The sequence below is a fragment of the Microcoleus sp. FACHB-1515 genome (assembly GCF_014696105.1).
Classification (GTDB): Bacteria; Cyanobacteriota; Cyanobacteriia; order Elainellales; family Elainellaceae; genus JAAUTJ01.
Window position 1 is genome coordinate 211,324 of sequence record NZ_JACJPO010000038.1, and the last position, 16,503, is coordinate 227,826.

Below are 16,503 nucleotides of genomic sequence, written 5' to 3' on the forward strand. Positions count from 1 at the left end.
CGCTCACACTCGATCCCCGACAGCCCCATCACCTGCTCGCCGCATGGAGTTAATCTGCTGCCACATCAACGCCGATTTTGATACGCTTGGTGCTGCCGTCGGCCTCAGTCGGCTGCGTCCCGGTGCCCGAATTGTGCTGACGGGCGGCTGCGACCCGATCGTGCGCGAATTTTTGGCATTGCATCGCGACGAATACGCTTTGATCGATCGCCGTTCTGTCAACGTAGACGAGATTCAGTCGATCGCCTTGGTGGATACGCAGTGGCGCGATCGCGTTGGGGTGGCGGCAGAATGGCTGGATTTGCCCAACGTTAAAATCAGCATCTACGATCATCACCTGGCCTCAGCAGGCGACATTCCCACTGCCTGCCTGCATCAAGAGCCAGTCGGGGCGATCACCACCTTTATTGCCGAGCAGCTTCAGGCTGCCGAAATTGCGCTCACCGTCAGCGAAGCAACCGTGATGGCCTTGGGCATTCATGCCGACACCGGATCGCTCACCTTCGATCAAACCACTGTCCGCGATGCGGCGGCGCTCACCTGGCTGATGGCGCAAGGTGCAAGCATCAGCGCGATCGCGCAGTACGCCCAACCCGGCCTTTCTCCACAACTGCAAGAGGTGCTGGCCTGTGCGATCGAACAGCTTCAAACCGAAACGCAATTCGGCCTCAGCCTCGCCTCCGTCCTGCTGCATCTGCCCACCTTGCCGATCGGACTGTCGAGCGTGACGGAACGCCTGATGCGCCTGACGGAAGCGGACGTGCTGCTGTTTGCTGCTGCCAGCGATCGCACCGAGGCAGAGTGCCGCATGACGATCGTGGGTCGTGCCCGCGCAGACGTAAATCTCGCGGCACTGCTGAAACCATTCGGCGGCGGCGGTCATGCAAAAGCGGCTTCGGCTTCTTTGCGAACAGAAGATCCTGAAGCGGTGATGGCGCAACTGCGGCAAGATTTGCGCGATCGCCTGCCGCACCCTTTGACCGCTCGCGAGATCATGTCTTCTCCAGTGCGGACGATTCGCCCTGACACGACGATCGCTGAGGCGCAGCGAATTTTGCTGCGCTATGGACATGCTGGCCTGTCGGTTGTGGATGCGAGCGATCGACTAGTTGGCGTGATTTCGCGACGCGATCTCGATATCGCCCTGCATCACGGCTTTAGCCACGCGCCCGTCAAAGGCTACATGAGTACGAATCTCAAAACGATCGCGCCCGACAGTACGCTGCCGGAAATCGAAGCGCTGATGGTGACGTATGACATTGGCCGTTTGCCCGTTCTTGACCAAGACCAGCTTGTGGGAATTGTGACGCGCACTGATGTGTTGCGGCAGTTGCATCAGGGCAGGACGATCGATCGCCCGACTGCCCGACTTGTTGTCCCGCCACCTGCCGCGATCGCGCAACTGCTGAAGCGGCTTTCACCAGAACTGCAAGCCGTCCTCAAAATGGCCGCCAATCAAGCCGAACAGCGCGGCTGGCAGCTTTACCTGGTGGGCGGCGCAGTGCGCGATTTGCTGCTGAGCGATCCCGCTTCGGGAGCGCTGCAACTGGTCGATATCGATTTGGTTGTGGATGGCTTTCATCGATCGGCAGATGCCGCAGCAGGCGTAGAACTGGCTCGCGCCCTTCAGCAAACCTTTCCCGACACGCGACTTCAGGTACACGGCAAATTTCAGACGGCAGCATTGCTGTGGCCGCATCGCTCCGCCGATTCACAGAAAAATCTTGCCCTCGACATTGCCACCGCCCGCACCGAGTTTTATCCGTATCCCGCTGCCAATCCGGAAGTCGAAGCCAGTTCGATTCGCCAAGATTTATACCGCCGCGATTTCACCATTAACGCGCTGGCAATTCGCCTGACGGCTCCCCGCACCAGTGAACTGCTCGACTTTTTTGGCGGCCTGCTCGACTTGCAGGCCAAGCGCATTCGCGTTCTGCACAGCAACAGCTTCATTGAAGACCCGACGCGCATCTACCGCGCCGTTCGTTTTGCCACCCGCTTACACTTCACGATCGATCCGCAAACCGAAGGCTATATCCGCCACGCGATCGCCAGCGGCGTGTTCGATCGCATCCAGGCCGAGATGGAAAAAACGCCTGCCCTGCAAACTCGACTGCGGCGCGAACTTAAATATTTGCTCGAAGCGGCCTACTGGCAGCCTGCACTCAGCTTGCTCTCGGATTTGGGTGGACTGCGCTGTTTGCATCCCGACCTGGAAATGACGCCTGAGTTGCATCTGCAACTTCGCCGTGCCGATCGCTGGCTCAAACGCTTCGATCGCGCTCAATCGCTGGAACACTGGCTCGTTCTGCTCGAAGTGCTGCTCGCTCAGCTTTCGCCGCCCGACCGCCCCCCAGTTGCCAAAAATCTTCAGCTTCCCGCTGAGACGATCGATCGCCTGACTCAGCTTGACGCGATCGAAGCACGCTTGCAGGCCGAATTGCCCGCAGGATATCGTCCCAGCCAAATTGTGCAGCAGCTACAGGCGTTGTCGATCGCGACGCTCGTTCTCGTTGCCGTCCGCAGTTCGCGATCGATCCGCCGAGCGATCTGGCAATATCTCACCGTTTGGTCAACCATCAAGCCACCGCTCGACGGAAACGATTTGCGAAAGCTTGGCTACCGTCCGGGTCAACAGTTCAAATTCATGTTGAGTGAACTGCAAGCCGCCACGCTGGATGGTGAGGTGAGCGATCGCGCTTCAGCCGAAGCGTTTTTGGCAGAACGGTTTCCGCTTTGAGGGCGCAAGGGGAACGGTCAATCCCCGATAGTTGACGCTCAATCTCCAAGCCCCATAAGGTAGAATCGGCAGAGCCATTTCACAAAATTTCTGTATGAGCTTGACGGCTGGCGCAACGCTGCAAAACGGCAAATACTTGATTCACAAGCTGCTGCATCAAACCGATGCCACCGTCAGCTATCAGGCGACCCACACTAGCTTGAATCATCCCGTCGTGATTCACACGCTCAATCCGAGCTTGCAGCAGTCGTTCCGATTTGATGCGCTGCGGCAGCAATTTCTCGCCACTGTGAAGCAGGGCAAACTCAAAGCTGCGATCGTGCGGGACTGCTTTGAAGAAAACAACCTGCCCTACGTTGTCCTGGAACCCGCTTCAACTCCCATCAAGCTCACAGACTGGATGCCGTTTTTGACGCCTGCCGTCTTGGGTGCGCCTGCCGAAAGTGGCAATACCGCCCCTTCGATCGCGGTTCCAGCGATCGCTCCGCCTGCTCCTGCTCCCGCTCCTGTCGCCGCTGCGCCTCAGCTTCCCTCACTGCCCGCTCAGGCGATCGCGCCACTGCCGCCACCGCCACCCGTTGTTCCCGCACCTTCGACTTCTCGCTTTTCGCGCTGGCTGCCGATCGCCCTGCTGCTCACCGCAGGTTTCGCAGGCTTGAGCGGAGCTGCGATCGGCTGGAAGCTCCGCAACGGTGCGGCATCGGCAAGCGCACCTGCTTTGTTTAGTCGCGAACAGTCTTTTCCTGAGAAAACTGACTGGCTCGGCGAAGATCCATATGCCGACAGCGACAGCGGAGACGATTCCTTTGATTCAGCAAGTCCAGCGATCGAGCGGCGCAGCACCACGCGGCAGCGACGAGCGATCGAACCGGAACCCGAATATTATGAGCCGCGCCCGCGATCGCGTTCTCGCCAAGTCGAGCGGTCTGAACCAGAGCGATCGCGATCGCGAGTCGAAGATCAGCCACAGGTCGAATCCAAGCCAGAGATCGAAGCGCCAAAGGTCGAAAGCTTGCCCGATCCAGTTCCACAGCCGGAAGCACCTCTGCCCGATCCGACTCCGGTTGCGCCCGAACCGCCCGCGCCCGATCCTGTCGAAGTTCCCAGTCCCAAAGTTCAGCTTGCACCACCTGCCGAACCCATTTCGCAGTAGACGGCCTATGGCGCTAAACAAAGTGATAGGGTGGCAACCCGTTTCCCAGACTCAACTGCCACAGGAAAGCGTCAGCTTGCCACTGCTGAAACTGCTGCTGAAGCTGTGCATCGATCGATTGATCCACCAGCAAATACAATCGCTCCACGCCATCTTGCACCTCACCGATCGTGACCGGATAGGATTGCGCGATCGTGGCCTGAAGCGATCGCAACTGCGATTGCTGCATTTGCTGCCGCTGCGTTTCCTGCAAAAAACCAGCGCTTTTTGCCAGAGAGTAATCTTTGCCCTTCAGGTCAGGCTCGATCGCCCGGTCTGAGGCTGCAAGCGGCGAGCATTTCAGGCTGTATTCCACTTGATTGGTCAGCGCGGCGAGCTTGTTCAGATAGGCTTGCTGGTGCGTGTGCAAATGCTCAACTAGTCCGGCTTCTGAGACAAAGCAAGTACCGAACCGTAAAGGCAGCAGCGTTGTTTGCTCAAATAGTTCGCGAATGACGCGATCGTGATTCAAAACGGCCTGCATCAGTTGCTCGTCGCTGCGCTGAAGCATTTCCAAATCTAATTCGGGTTCAACAACGGCGACCAATTCAGCCGCAGAAACGATCGCCAAATTCCCCGCAAATCCGGCTGGCAACGTCAGAATCGATCGGGTGGAACTCGCCAAAAAGGTGTAGGCATATATCACTCGATTCGCACCGTTAGTGATGATGAAACGCGATCAAACGTGCCGATTTTGCCTGGTCAGCAGGTGAAATCGGCACGTTTGATTACTCATCGTAAAACAGGATTTCTACTGTGCAAATGGCGCTAGCGCAGACCTGTCGATCGATGTTTCGCTGCTAGCGTTTGGCCGCATGAACGGCTGACTTGCTGTGTTCAACCTTGCCTTTGCCGTTGGGATGACGAGGTTGAATTACGCCATATCCGCCGTGATTGCGCTCATAGATCACGTTGATTTCGTGCGTTTCGGCATTGAGGAACATATAAAAATCATGATCCACCAGTTCAAGCTGTTCTAGAGCTTGCTCAACGGTCATGGGTGGCATCGCAAAATACTTGGTTCGCACGACTTGGGAAGGCAGACTGGGGGCGCGATCGCTCACCAAATCACCAACGGCTGATTCGTCCAGCACTTCAACGGTTTTCACGGGTGCTTGAATTTGCTCTTGGCGCTTTTCTTTGTATTTGCGGAGTTGGCGACAAATCTTGTTGGCAACCATGTCAATGCTGGCGTAAAGATTTTCGCTGCTTTCTTCAGCCCGGACGACTGCACCGTTAGCATAGATCGTCACTTCTGCGGTTTGGCGAGGATTGATTCGAGGATTGCGGGCAACAGAAAGGTGAACGTCAACTTCTGTGGTTAAATTTTGAAAATGGTTGACGGCCTTTTCGATTTTCTGATGGACGTATTCGCGGATTGCATCAGTAATTTCGATATTCTTGCCCTGAATCACAAGCTTCATAAAGCTGCCTCCCTAGAGGATGGGGGTGATACTTTTACCCTAACACTTTGTATTCTGTAGAACAGACCACTTTAGAATCATTTGCATCTGTTCACTATTCTTGATTTGTTGCTCAGCGCTTGAACCGAAAATTGTGTTAAATCCCGCTTGAAATTTTACTGAATGGTGCTAAAAAACACGTCTTCTCCGCACGAACTGATTCGATCGCAACTGCGCTGCCAACTTTACCAGGTCGGATTGATGGACTATGAAACCGCTTGGCAGTGGCAGCGATCGCTTGTCGAGCAGCGGCGATCGAATCCTGACCTTGAAGATTTACTCATTTTGCTGGAGCATCCGCCCGTCTACACGCTCGGTCAAGGCGCAAGCTGGGAGTTTGTCAAATTTGATGCCACGCGGTCGGCGGCAAAAGTGTGTCGAGTCGAGCGCGGCGGCGAAGTGACCTATCACTGTCCGGGGCAGCTTGTCGGCTATCCGATCTTGAATTTGCGTCGCTATCAGCCGGACTTGCACTGGTATTTGCGTCAGCTTGAAGAAGTCGTGATTCGATCGATCGCCCCGTTTGGTTTGGTGGGTGAGCGCATTTCTGGACTAACAGGCGTTTGGGTAGAAGGCTACAAGGTGGCGGCGATCGGCATCAAGGTCAGCCGCTGGATTACGATGCACGGTTTCGCCATCAACGTGTGTCCAGATTTAATTGGATTTGGCGCGATCGTTCCGTGCGGCATTGACGATCGACCCGTCGGCAGCCTAGCGCAGTTTGGCGCGATCGAGTTTGCTGCCGTTCAGCAGCAGGTCGCTCGTGCTTTTAGCGAAGTGTTTGAAGTGCAGCTTGTTGAATCGCCGTTTGAGACAAAGCGCTGGTAAAGGTATTGCTGCGTTCTTTGTCAAGAATCCGTTCCAGATGCAGCAGTGGCTCAAAGCGATCGAGAGTGTCCTGATCGATCGAGGGGTCTCGATCGCTACTGGGGAATGCGGACTTCGACAATGGTGGCGTTGAAGCGGTAGGTTTGACCTTCGAGTTCGATCGGTGTGCCAATTTTGATTTTGTTGTTTCCCAAAACCGGACCATCGTCCGTAATATTTGCGTTGCCACCCAAAGTCATTAACATGTCGGTGCTGTAGGCCATTTCAGGACGTGGATCGGGCAAAGCTCTCACGCTGCCGTCCGGTTGTGAAACCGTGACGGTGCGCGGTAGTGGCTTGACATCCTTGACGTTGATTTGGCCGTAGGGCTGGTTGCGGATGATGATATTTGTTTTTTGGGCTGTTTTGATGTCGGTCATAAGCTGCTGGGGTTGCGCCACCGACAAACCGCGCACGACGGCATCCACTTCGATCGCTTTGGTTTGAGCGCCCACTTGCGCCACTGAGCCAGCCGTGCCAGGGTAGAAGAACACGCCAAAAATGACCAGCAAAATCACGAGTGCCGCGCCAATATCGAGCAGGCTAACTTTGCCGAATAGTCGTCCTTGAGAATCGAGAATTGCCATACCGCTTTACCAAAACATGCATCTCCAGAAGGCACTCTAGCAGCTTTGCTCCGCAGAGCGCACAAATTTTGTGAAATTTGACAGGCAACAAAATCGCGATCGCGATCGTCGCCCTGCTTATCGTTTCCCCTGTTCAACTTTCAGCCAACAGTCTATGATGCTTCAAACTCTGCTTGGATCGATCGATCGACTGCGCCGCCGCTGGCTGTACGGCTTGGTCTCGGCTTTAGTAGCGCTGAGCTTGATTTTGTCAACGGCTCAGCCGAGTCCAGCAATTCCTTGGCTAGACTTGATTTTGCGCGGCGTCCAGGTGATTCAGCTTTCCAACTTGGGCGATCGCCAAGAAGTCGAACTTGGTCGCCGCATCAACGACCAGCTCACCAGCCAAGAATTTCGCCTTGTCCGCGACTCCAACATTCGCGACTACGTCGATCAAATCGGCCAGCGACTCGCACCGTCCAGCAGCCGCCCGAACATTCCCTATGTTTTTCAAGCCGTTGAAAGCGAGCAGGTGAATGCGTTCGCCACGATGGGCGGCTATGTTTACGTCACCACAGGCTTGATGCGTCTAGCTGACAACGAAGCGGAACTTGCCAGCGTCATCGGCCACGAAATCGGCCACATTGCCGCTCGTCATGCAGTCGAACAAATGCGCGAAGCGGCGATCGCTTCTGGCCTAGTCACTGCGGCGGGACTCGATCGCAACACTGCGGTCAACTTGGGTGTCGAACTGGCAATCCGTCGTCCCCACAGTCGTCAAGCGGAACTGGAAGCTGACCAGCTCGGCTTGGCAAACATCACCAGTGCTGGATATGCACCGGGGGCAATGGTTGATTTCATGCAAAAGCTGGTCGGTCAAGGTTCTGTGCCCACATTTTTGAGTACGCATCCGGCGACGAGCGATCGCATCGCTGCCCTCCAGCGCCAAATCAATCCGGCTACTGCCGATCAAGGCATCGGTCAGGATGATGCCGCCTATCGATCGCGCATTCAGGCACTCCGGTAAGCTTTAGCAAAACAAGATCGCTCCTTCACGCTTGCGATCGCACCACAGGCTGATTCTACAGAGGGTGCGATTCAATACGAAATTCTCCGCAGGAAAGAGCGATCGCGCTTCGGGTTCCTGTCTCTAGAAGGAATCGAGGAGCGATCGAAACAGGGTAGTTTATGGCTATCAACTCAAGCAGAGTTGTTTAACAGCAAATTGATACACAGGAAGTTTAACTATGGCAAATGAAGCAGATATGACCGGAAAAGAAATGCAGGATGTTCGCCTTGGCGACCCGACTGAAGCTGAACCCGGACGTGGCGCACCTGGCGACCAATTTGGTGTGCAAACGGCTCAGCCGACCGATGTGAATGCGCCGGATGCAATTATTCCCAACAATGTGGATGTTGAGAAAAACATCAAAAACATTAAAGCTGAAGACGCTCAAGAAGAAGCTGAAGATCCCGAACCGATTCACACGACGCATGGCTACGTGATTGATGAAGGCGGTTTGATCAACAATTTCGCCGTTGAACCGCAAATTTATGTCAACGAACCTGGCGATTTAGGCGATCAGCACTAATGCTGAAGCGGCAGGAGTTGATGCTGCCGCAGTTTGCTTCTCTTATATTTTCACCCATTAATCAGAGAGTATTCTCTGCACAAACACATTAACTTCAAACACTTATGAATCGGGAACCAGATGTTAGCAATTCGACTGACCCGATCGCATCCCAGCCGCCCAAGGCCGAGTCGGAATCGATCGTATCCTTGGGCGCGAAGCTGGGTGAAACAGTTGGCAGCACTGCCTTGAGCATGGGGAAAGCTGCGGTTGAAACAGCGGCGGGACTCGGTACGGCCATGACCGCAACCGCGCAGCAAACGGGCAAAACTGTTGTCGAAACCGCTGCCGGACTGGGCGAAATTTTAGGCCACACGACCGCTCAGACGAGCAAAAGCGCGATCGACACTGCTGCCGCCATCGGTTCGATCGTCGGCAAAACCTCGACGCATGTCGGCCAAACGGCGATCGATTTTGCAACTTGGGCGAGCGATCTCGTGGTTTGGATGGGCGAGGCTACGGTCAAGCAAGGCTATCAGTGGGTTGACCAAGCGACCAAGGGTACAGGGTACGCCGTTACCGCACTTGGCAACAACAGCTTGGTGCGCCGACTGTCGGGCTTGCTGAGAATCGACTGGCTGGTAGGCATCAGCGATCGCATTGACCTGCAAAAGGCGCAAGCGGTTGTCGAACAACTGCAAGCGAAATATCCGGACGAGTCATCCCGCGAAATCGCGCATCGCATCATGGTTGAGAAGGCAATGTATGCGGCAGGAACAGGTGTGGTCAGCAGCTTGGTTCCCGGTGCGGCTTTGGCACTTTTGGCGATCGATCTGGCGGCGACGACTGCACTGCAAACCGAAATGGTTTATCAAATTGCTGCTGCTTATGGCCTGGATTTGAAAGATCCAGGCCGTAAAGGTGAAGTTCTGGCGATTTTTGGGCTGGCTCTGGGCGGCAGCAAAGCGCTTCAGGCAGGGCTGGGTTTTCTACGCAATGTGCCGCTGGCCGGAGCGATGATCGGGGCGGGAACGAATGCGACGATGATGTATACATTGGGCTATGCGGCCTGTCGGTTCTATGAAGCGAAGCAGAGCGGAGAATTGATCGAAGCGAACCTGGCAAATTTGCAGCAGGAAAGCGATCGCTATTTGCAAAAGGCGATCGAGCAGCAGCAGATTACTGACCAAGTTTTGGCCCGAATGCTGTTAGCGAGCTATCCCAACAAAACCTGGCGAGAAATTCAGCCGGAACTCGATCGCTTGCAGCTTAGCGATCGATCGATTCAGCAGATTTCTGATAGTTTGCGTTCTCCTCAACCGCTCGATCAACTGCTTGACCAGCTTGATCCAGAATTTGCTGCGCCGCTCTATGTTCAGTGCCAACGAGTGATGCAGATGGATCGCGAGATCAATGCCGCAGAAGCAGAAATTTTGAGCGCGATCGAGCAGCGCTTTGATCTGCCGCAGCAGATTTAGAAGCGGCGGTTAAACTCTAGGACGACTCGCGATTCCCCAGAGAAATTCGTTGAGCTACGCAGCAGAAATTCATCGCTGAGGCGATAGCGCAAACCGACCTGAGTGGGTTCGGGCGTGGTGAGAAATTGCAGCACGGAGGCGGATAGATTGGGCGTGATGTCTACGCCAATTTCGGCAGCGAGGCCAAAGTTGGCTTGGCCTTCGTCGTTGGTGATTGACGTGGGGAACAAGCGGAATTCGCTGAGGCCAAGCGTGTTGCCGATGAAGTTTTGGACGCGCGTAAGCAGCGCTGATCCGGCGAGGTTGGCAAGTGCCAAGGTCGTGTCGCCTCGACCCAACGTATCGACGAAACTGCCGCCGATCAAGGCGAGGATTTCGTTTTGCGATCGCCCCGGACTGCTGCTTAGCTCCAAGTTGCGGCCAAGCTGACTGGCGCGGCCTGTAACTCTTGCCTGCACGCGCACCGTTTGCAGTGAGCCAAATTCGCTAGCGGGAATCGCGCTAACTTCCGACGAGGCAAACGGCGTGAAAGACGTGATCTGTGTGGGCGTACTGGTAACTTCGGGAACAGAGGTGACGAGGGTGATGTTGAGTTCTGGATCGAGGCCTTGATTCGGGGTAAAAGTGGCGGTTTGGGGAAAGCGGCGATCGAGGTTGAACTGCGTTGTGAACAAATTCACCTGCCCGCCGCGCAGTTCGATCGTGCCGTTGGCTTCGAGGTCGCGGAAGTTGTCGAGCGAGCCGTTGACAAGCAGATCGCCTCTGGCTAGAAAATTTAGAACGGGCTGACGCGTAATCAGCAGCGCATCGCCCAAGGTGATTTGCAGATTGTTGAGCGCGGGAGCCGTAAAGAGCGGGGCGTTGGCTTCAGCAGTTGGGGTTTCTGTCGTGGCGGGGGCGGCAGTATCCGGCAGGGAAACGCGCCCCTGACTGAGGGTGATGTTGCCGCCGATCAGCGGAGCAAGCGCGGCTCCAGCAATGTTGACTTCTCCGCTGACGTTGCCGTTGTAGAGTCCTTTGTAGTTGAGTGTGAGGTCGTTTAGCTTAACAATAAGCGGCGAAACGGTATCGGAAGTAGGAGCGTCGTTGGGATCGAAGATGGGCAAAACACCGATCGCGGTAACAAAGCCGCTGCCAATGTCACCGCGAAAGGCTTCCACCTGAATGCGGCTGCGGTTGAACTGGATGCGCCCAGAAGCGTTGGTGAGCGGTTCGGGTAAGGCTTGAGCCGTGAAGGTGGCGTTCTCGAAGCGGGCAGTTCCCTCCGCGATCGGATTCAATGCCGTGCCGCGCACTTGCAGATTAACGCTGCCTTCGCCGCCTTCCCAGGCCACCTGATTTTGGAAGAGGTTGAGCAGCGCGAGTCCTTCATCCTGCACGTTCACATCGAGGCTGATCGCGTCGCTGTCGGGAAACACGGTCATGAACGGAAAGCGGTAGGGAAGGCTGCCTGCGATCGTCAAGGGCTGCGGTTCCTCGACAACCACGCGCCCCTCAAAGTTCAATCGCGCATCGTTGTAGCTAAAGAAGCTGGTGGCTTCTTGGACAGGCGTACCGTTGAGGCTGCCCTCCGCCAAGCTAAATTCTCCGGTTGCCTGCGGATTGCGGAAGCTGCCTGAAACGGTTGCAGTTGCATTGATCTGACCGTCAACATCCAGCGGCGTGTCAAAGAAGTCGCGCACTAAAGCGGCGGGAACCTGCTGCGCCTGAAGCTGTCCGGACTGCGCTTCGCCGCCGACGCTGCCCGAAAAGCTGAGGAACGAATCGGGATTTTCAACGCGATCGCCCGCCTCCAGATAGCTAAAGCCCTGCAAGCGCAACGGCAACACGGTCAACTCGCCGTTTTCAAACGTGCCGTCTGCCAGGATGACGCGATCGACTCCATATTCGCCGTAGCGCCAGTCTTGACCTTCCAGGTTGAAGCTGGCTATAATGCCCGATCGGGCTGAAGCGGCGATGTCAATTTCGCCTGTGAATGCACCGTTCAACGTTGCCAGATCTGGCAGGATTTGCGCGTCTTCTTGCTGTTGTCGCTGCGCTCGCAGAACGTCGATTTCTGCCAAGCGGCGCAGTTGGGTAATCAGCGCGGCGCCGGGTGAACCGACTGGAACAAGGTCAAGCGCATCGGCGGAATCGTAGGTGGGCAGTTCCAGTCCGCGTCCAAAATCTTCGTAGTCAAAAAATTGCAGGGCAGTGAGAATATCTTCAATTCGTCCTTGGTCGGCAGTGATTTTGCCTTGAAACTGTGGATCATTGCCGCCAGAAAAGTTTCCGGCCAGCAAATAGCGGCTGTTGTTGAAGCGCAGTTCTCCGTTGGAAATGACGCCCGCGCCGTTGGCGTAGCGAAATTCGGCCACTAAGCTGTCCGGTGTAGATTCCTCTTGAATCGCGTTGAGATAGCCCAAGCGCGGCTGTGCGATCGCCACCCGGCCTTCTGCCGCAAACGTGTTGAGGTTGACATTGAAGTCGCCGTTGAGCGTGCCGCCAATTGTGCCCAACGTTGCAACAGGACGCAAATTCAGCACGTCCAGCGGAAAGTTTGCGACCGAGGCAATCAGCCGATCGCCCACTGTGCGCCCCTGCGCGATCGTCGTGTCTTGCTGAATCAGAAATTCGATCGGGCGGTTGCGTGAATCAAGCTGGGCATAGATGCGATCGCGATCGCCGCGCAAATCGACCACTGAAGTTTGTCCGCCATAGCGGACGCTGCCCGCCAATCGATCTTCAAAGGCAAGGCTGTTGTTGACGACGAGATTTTGCAAAGCCAACTGACCAATGGCGGCAGGTGCGCTAGGTGTGCCGCTGATCCGGCCTTGGAAATCAGCGAGTCCCGCAACCTGAACGTTGTTGGGCAGGGTGACAGGTAGATCGGCCAGGTTGTAATCTTGCAGGCCGAGATTGATGTCAAAGCGAGAAATGGCGGGCGTTTGGGTTGCCACAAAGACAACGCCATTGGCTCTGAGGCCGGGAGCGGTGGCGGAATCGATTTGCAGCCGATCGCCCAGCCAGCGAATTGAAGCGGTGAGCGGACGATCAATCTGTGCCAAGCCTTGCGACAGTTGCACCTGACCCGCCGCCCGAATCGTTGCGAGAGACGGATTTGCGAGTGTGCCGCTGACACGTAGATTGCTACCAAGTTCGCCGCGCAGATTGGGAGAGAAAGCAGCAAGGGCGACGTTGCTCGCTTGTACGGTCGCGTTCCAGAGGCCACTTGCGATCGCCACATTGCCCGCTACGCGCCCGCCTGCCAAGTTCGCAATTTGATATTGGCCTTGCGCCTGAATTGCGTTGGGCGAAAAGTCGCTCAGCCGTCCAGCGACGCGAAAATTGCCGCCGAGTGAGCCAGAAGCAAGGCTTGGATTAAAGCGATTGAGGGCAACTTGGCTGGCAGAGGCAACGGCATTCCAGCGGCCATTGGCGATCGTGCCCTGCCCGACGATGCGTCCGCCTGCGAAGTTGTCAATGCGAAAGTTGCTGCTGCCGCGAATCGTGTCGGGGCTGAAGTTGGTGAGCGTTCCGGCAAGCTGAAAGTCGCCATTGAGTGCGCCAGAGAGGTTCGATCGAAATTGATTCAGCGGCACTTGGGCAATTTGGCCGTTGGCATTCCAGCGACCATTGGCAACTTCGCCTTCGCCCAAGATGCGCCCGCCCGCCACGCGAATTTCGGTATTGCGAAAGCGGACGTTGCTGCCGCGAATTTGCGCTTCGCCCGTTGTCGGGTAGGTGGCCTGCAACGCCTGAAAGCGCACGTTCGTTTGAAAATTGCTGAACGTGCCCTCAACGCTGGCTGTGGCGGCGATCGCGCCTAATCTTACATTTGGATTGTTGAAGCCGTAGCTGCGGGCGATCGCATCTCCGGGCGCGTTGGTCGTGTTGAAGCGAAAGGCAACCGTTTCGTCGCGAAAGCCGATCGTGCCACTGCCCTGCACCACGCCGCCGCCGCTGGGAACCGCCGTAATTTGATCGAACGTTAGCGCTTGTGGCGTGACGCGAAAGTTGGTGGTGAGGCGATCGAAGCGGAGGCGATCGGCCTGAGCTGAACGAATCGATCGCGCTGTTCCGGTCAGCAGCGGGCGATCAATTTCTCCCGTGATGCGGACATCGCCTTGAAACACACCGGAAAGGGCGATCGGCGTTTTCAAGTTAAAGGTGCGAAGCAGGTTGGGAACCGTCACCGATGCCGCTTGCGCCCTCAGGTCATAGCCTTCCTCAAAGTCAAGGCTACCGCTGAGTTCAGCCGGAATTTCGCCATACAGCCCGCTCAGTTCTTCAAAGAAAATTCGCTGATCGACAAATCGCAAGCGGCCTGCCACCTGCCGAAATTCGTTCGGCACTTCGGCAATTTTGGCCGACACGCCTTGTCCCTGCACCGTGCCGTTGACGGCGATCGGATTGTCGGGCTGATAGTCGATCGTCAAGTTGCCGCCAACCTGTCCGGCCTGCAAGCGAATCGGCAGGGGCAATAAGGCGCTGACATCGGCGGCCTGCAAGTTTTCTCCCTGGATGGAGACGCGAGTGCGATCGATCGTGCGATCGGTTTCGCCCTTCAGGGTTAAGCTGCCACCCGTCGCGATCGCGCCGTTCGCTTCAAAGAAAATTTTTTGATTTTGGTTTTGCAGATTGGCGCTGCCGTTGACGTTTTGCAGCGTGATGGTGCGAGCGGTTGCTCCCGGTTCATTCGCCTCGGCACTCACGGCAGGCGACGGTTCAAGCGTCAAGGTGGCCTGACGAAATCGAATCGTGTCGAGTTCGGTTTTGATGATGCCGCGTGAATCTTGAGTTGTCACCTGCGTACTGATCCAGCGACCGTCCGGCGTTTGATCGACAAAAATATCGGGGCGCAGCAGCGTGATGTCCAGACCGAGGCGGCGCGTCCAGATTACATCCCACAGATTAAAGCTGACCTCAACCGCATCGACAGTGACGCGATCGCGGTCATTCGCTGTTGGCGGCAGAATTGATTCGCCAAACCGCAATCCGGTCAGCGTTACCTGCTCCACTTCTCCGAGATCCAGCGGACGATTGAGGGTTTGCGACAGATTGGTTTCGACCAGCGGAGCGAGGCGCTCTTGAATAAACGTCCATGCCCACCACGCGCCGATCGCGCCCGCAGCTAGCGTTACACCTCCAGAAATCAGGGCGGCTCGCAGCAGCATCAGCCGCCAGCGATGGAAATGGGGTTGTGGCTCTTGGTCAGGCGGTGAAGAATGCGGCATGCGGTTGGGACATCAACAGAAGACGATCGGGCATCCGGGGAACGAAACACTAAATCTACTTCGATTGAGTGATGAATCGATTCGCTTAAAAATTTAACCTAGAACGCCGCGTTGCATGTGGATTCTGCAACTTAGTGAAATTTACCTGTTTGAAGAATTCTGGCAGTCGAGCAAGCGTTTTTTCTTGCAAAATCTTTCCTAAGGGTCATCGATCGCTCTATCGCTATCGAGGCGTAGACTGATACAATCTGGGGATCAACGCTCTAAACGTCGGAGATTGCATGGAACCAGGCGATTCTGTACCGTCAGAAGTTGTGCAGCAAGTAGCTGAATATTTCAGCGTTCTGAGTGAACCGATGCGACTGCGGCTGCTCAATCTGCTTCGAGACGGCGAGAAATGCGTTCAGGATTTAGTTGAAGCGACCGCGACCAGTCAGGCAAACGTTTCCAAGCATCTCAAAGTCATGCTGCAAGCGGGGATTCTCACACGGCGCAGCGAAGGCACATCTGCCTATTACCGAGTAGAAGACGATTTGATTTTTGAGCTTTGCAACCTGGTGTGCGATCGCATTGCCACCCGCATCGAAGAGCAAGCCCGCTATTTCCGCGCCTTTACGCTCAGCCGCAACCAGTAAGCGATCGCGTTTCGTTCCCCAAAGCAGCAAGCGTCTCTCGCAAAGGTGAGGCGCGATCGTTCCGGCTGCAATTCAATCAATTCATGAGAGGTTGAGCCTTGCACGCTTGATCTCCGCCTGTGGGCGTTCGTAATTTTGCTGCCACAGCATGATTCTAACTATTGATAGATTCAATGCGTTTAGTATTTACTGAACGAAATGAACATCGCTAGAATAGAAACATCACAAATTATAAAGATTTTTAACGTGAAGCCTGTAGAGCTATCGTCTGTTGCACCCGCCTCGATCGAGCCGCCACCCGAACGATCGCCGCAAGCGCAGTTCGTGGAAGATGTCGGCGTCATGTTTGAAGCCGTTGGACTGCCGCGCATGGCCGGACGAATTTTGGGCTGGCTGCTGGTTTCAGTTCCCGCTCAGCAGTCGCTCAGCGAAATTGCCGAAGTATTGCAGGCGAGCAAAGGCTCGATCAGCATGATGACGCGCTTGCTCATTCAAGTGGGTCTGATCGAGCGGATTAGTCTACCCGGCGATCGCCGCGATTATTTTCAGATTAAACCGCACGCCTGGACACAGATGTCGCAGCAGCGGATGACGCAAATTACCGCTTTTCGAGAACTGGCCGATCGCGGACTCGCTCTGCTGGCCGACCAAGGCCCACATCAGCAAATGCGACTCCAAGAAATGCGCGACATTCATGCGTTCTGGGAGCGCGAACTGCCGCTTCTGCACGATCGCTGGCTGCGCGAGCAAACTTCCGACTCTCAATAATTCCCTA

At 55.7% G+C, this 16,503-nt stretch carries 12 protein-coding genes; 8 read left to right on the top strand and 4 right to left on the bottom strand.

Annotated elements, in window-relative coordinates:
• The first annotated feature begins 43 nt into the window (after positions 1–43).
• Both H6F67_RS13555 and H6F67_RS13560 read left to right on the top strand, forming a co-directional pair.
• Positions 44–2,740, top strand: coding sequence for a CBS domain-containing protein (locus H6F67_RS13555; protein WP_190767130.1), 2,697 nt, complete (start codon positions 44–46; stop codon positions 2,738–2,740).
• A 94-nt stretch (positions 2,741–2,834) separates the two neighbouring features.
• On the top strand, positions 2,835–3,893 hold the full coding sequence (locus tag H6F67_RS13560) for a hypothetical protein (protein WP_190767131.1): 1,059 nt from the start codon (positions 2,835–2,837) through the stop codon (positions 3,891–3,893).
• Positions 3,894–3,906: 13 nt separating this feature from the next.
• On the opposite strand, the gene H6F67_RS13565 is transcribed toward H6F67_RS13560, so the two are convergent.
• Both H6F67_RS13565 and hpf read right to left on the bottom strand, forming a co-directional pair.
• Positions 3,907–4,578: a GvpL/GvpF family gas vesicle protein gene (locus tag H6F67_RS13565; RefSeq protein ID WP_190767132.1), complete on the bottom strand. Its 672-nt coding sequence runs from the start codon at positions 4,576–4,578 to the stop codon at positions 3,907–3,909.
• A 154-nt stretch (positions 4,579–4,732) separates the two neighbouring features.
• Positions 4,733–5,356: a ribosome hibernation-promoting factor, HPF/YfiA family gene (hpf, locus tag H6F67_RS13570; protein WP_190767133.1), complete on the bottom strand. Its 624-nt coding sequence runs from the start codon at positions 5,354–5,356 to the stop codon at positions 4,733–4,735.
• 162 nt (positions 5,357–5,518) lie between these two features.
• On the opposite strand from hpf, the gene lipB reads away from it, so the two are divergent.
• Positions 5,519–6,223 carry a lipoyl(octanoyl) transferase LipB gene (gene lipB / locus H6F67_RS13575; protein ID WP_190767134.1) on the top strand — a complete coding sequence of 235 codons (705 nt, stop codon included), beginning with the start codon at positions 5,519–5,521 and terminating at the stop codon, positions 6,221–6,223.
• A gap of 95 nt (positions 6,224–6,318) precedes the next feature.
• Here the strand turns inward: lipB and H6F67_RS13580 are convergent, their stop codons facing one another.
• Positions 6,319–6,849: a DUF4330 domain-containing protein gene (locus H6F67_RS13580; protein ID WP_190767135.1), complete on the bottom strand. Its 531-nt coding sequence runs from the start codon at positions 6,847–6,849 to the stop codon at positions 6,319–6,321.
• A 157-nt stretch (positions 6,850–7,006) separates the two neighbouring features.
• Here H6F67_RS13580 and H6F67_RS13585 point away from each other — a divergent pair, with 157 nt between their 5' ends.
• The 3 genes from H6F67_RS13585 (at position 7,007) to H6F67_RS13595 (ending at position 9,877) form a co-directional block, all read left to right on the top strand.
• Positions 7,007–7,855, top strand: a complete 849-nt coding sequence (locus H6F67_RS13585; RefSeq protein WP_190767232.1) for a M48 family metallopeptidase — start codon at positions 7,007–7,009, stop codon at positions 7,853–7,855.
• A 220-nt stretch (positions 7,856–8,075) separates the two neighbouring features.
• The gene (locus H6F67_RS13590; protein ID WP_242020621.1) at positions 8,076–8,420 is read left to right on the top strand and encodes a hypothetical protein; all 345 of its coding nucleotides are present in this window, start codon (positions 8,076–8,078) and stop codon (positions 8,418–8,420) included.
• Between the two features lie 104 nt (positions 8,421–8,524).
• Complete coding sequence (locus H6F67_RS13595) at positions 8,525–9,877, top strand: EcsC family protein (RefSeq protein ID WP_190767136.1); 1,353 nt, start codon at positions 8,525–8,527, stop codon at positions 9,875–9,877.
• On the opposite strand, the gene H6F67_RS13600 is transcribed toward H6F67_RS13595, so the two are convergent.
• Entirely contained in the window at positions 9,874–15,093 is a 5,220-nt protein-coding gene (locus H6F67_RS13600) for a translocation/assembly module TamB (RefSeq protein ID WP_190767137.1), read from the bottom strand. The genes H6F67_RS13595 and H6F67_RS13600 overlap by 4 nt on opposite strands.
• A 281-nt stretch (positions 15,094–15,374) precedes the next feature.
• Here H6F67_RS13600 and H6F67_RS13605 point away from each other — a divergent pair, with 281 nt between their 5' ends.
• Both H6F67_RS13605 and H6F67_RS13610 read left to right on the top strand, forming a co-directional pair.
• Positions 15,375–15,728: a helix-turn-helix transcriptional regulator gene (locus H6F67_RS13605; RefSeq protein ID WP_190767138.1), complete on the top strand. Its 354-nt coding sequence runs from the start codon at positions 15,375–15,377 to the stop codon at positions 15,726–15,728.
• Positions 15,729–15,974: 246 nt separating this feature from the next.
• Positions 15,975–16,496: a MarR family transcriptional regulator gene (locus tag H6F67_RS13610; RefSeq protein ID WP_313926825.1), complete on the top strand. Its 522-nt coding sequence runs from the start codon at positions 15,975–15,977 to the stop codon at positions 16,494–16,496.
• Positions 16,497–16,503: the final 7 nt, after the last annotated feature.

Coding starts and splice junctions, on each gene's coding strand:
- H6F67_RS13600 (WP_190767137.1), bottom strand. CDS start 15,093: ATGCCGCATTCTTCACCGCCTGACCAAGAGCCACAACCCCATTTCCAT.
- hpf (WP_190767133.1), bottom strand. CDS start 5,356: ATGAAGCTTGTGATTCAGGGCAAGAATATCGAAATTACTGATGCAATC.
- H6F67_RS13555 (WP_190767130.1), top strand. CDS start 44: ATGGAGTTAATCTGCTGCCACATCAACGCCGATTTTGATACGCTTGGT.
- lipB (WP_190767134.1), top strand. CDS start 5,519: ATGGTGCTAAAAAACACGTCTTCTCCGCACGAACTGATTCGATCGCAA.
- H6F67_RS13605 (WP_190767138.1), top strand. CDS start 15,375: ATGGAACCAGGCGATTCTGTACCGTCAGAAGTTGTGCAGCAAGTAGCT.
- H6F67_RS13595 (WP_190767136.1), top strand. CDS start 8,525: ATGAATCGGGAACCAGATGTTAGCAATTCGACTGACCCGATCGCATCC.
- H6F67_RS13560 (WP_190767131.1), top strand. CDS start 2,835: ATGAGCTTGACGGCTGGCGCAACGCTGCAAAACGGCAAATACTTGATT.
- H6F67_RS13590 (WP_242020621.1), top strand. CDS start 8,076: ATGGCAAATGAAGCAGATATGACCGGAAAAGAAATGCAGGATGTTCGC.
- H6F67_RS13580 (WP_190767135.1), bottom strand. CDS start 6,849: ATGGCAATTCTCGATTCTCAAGGACGACTATTCGGCAAAGTTAGCCTG.
- H6F67_RS13585 (WP_190767232.1), top strand. CDS start 7,007: ATGCTTCAAACTCTGCTTGGATCGATCGATCGACTGCGCCGCCGCTGG.